Origin of the sequence: Pseudomonas sp. SIMBA_068, assembly GCF_046534705.1 — a bacterium.
Taxonomy (GTDB): domain Bacteria; phylum Pseudomonadota; class Gammaproteobacteria; order Pseudomonadales; family Pseudomonadaceae; genus Aquipseudomonas; species Aquipseudomonas putida.
On the sequence record NZ_JAWRYI010000959.1, the window covers coordinates 1 to 256 of the forward strand.

At 50.0% G+C, this 256-nt stretch carries 1 pseudogene; it reads right to left on the bottom strand.

The window, feature by feature from the left end:
• Window positions 1-239: pseudogene (locus SB756_RS32265) on the bottom strand (glutamate--cysteine ligase); the annotation flags it as partial.
• Between the last annotated feature and the right edge of the window lie 17 nt (window positions 240-256).

The following is a 256-nucleotide window of genomic DNA, read 5'->3' on the forward strand; positions in this document are numbered from 1 at the left end:
GAGAGTGGCAGTGAGAAGTTATAGTGAATGCCGGAGATGGTCTGCATCAACGCGCCGTAGCGGTTTTTCAGCCCTTCGCGGTAAAGCGTCTTCATCTGACCAATATTGGATGTGCCATATTGCGCCAGCTCAATATTGTCCGCATCGTCAATCACGCACGGCATACTAAATGGCCACATGCGTTCATCACCCAGTTCACGGGCAACGTGACGATGAATATCGCGCAGGAATGCCAGCATATTATCAATGCTGTGAT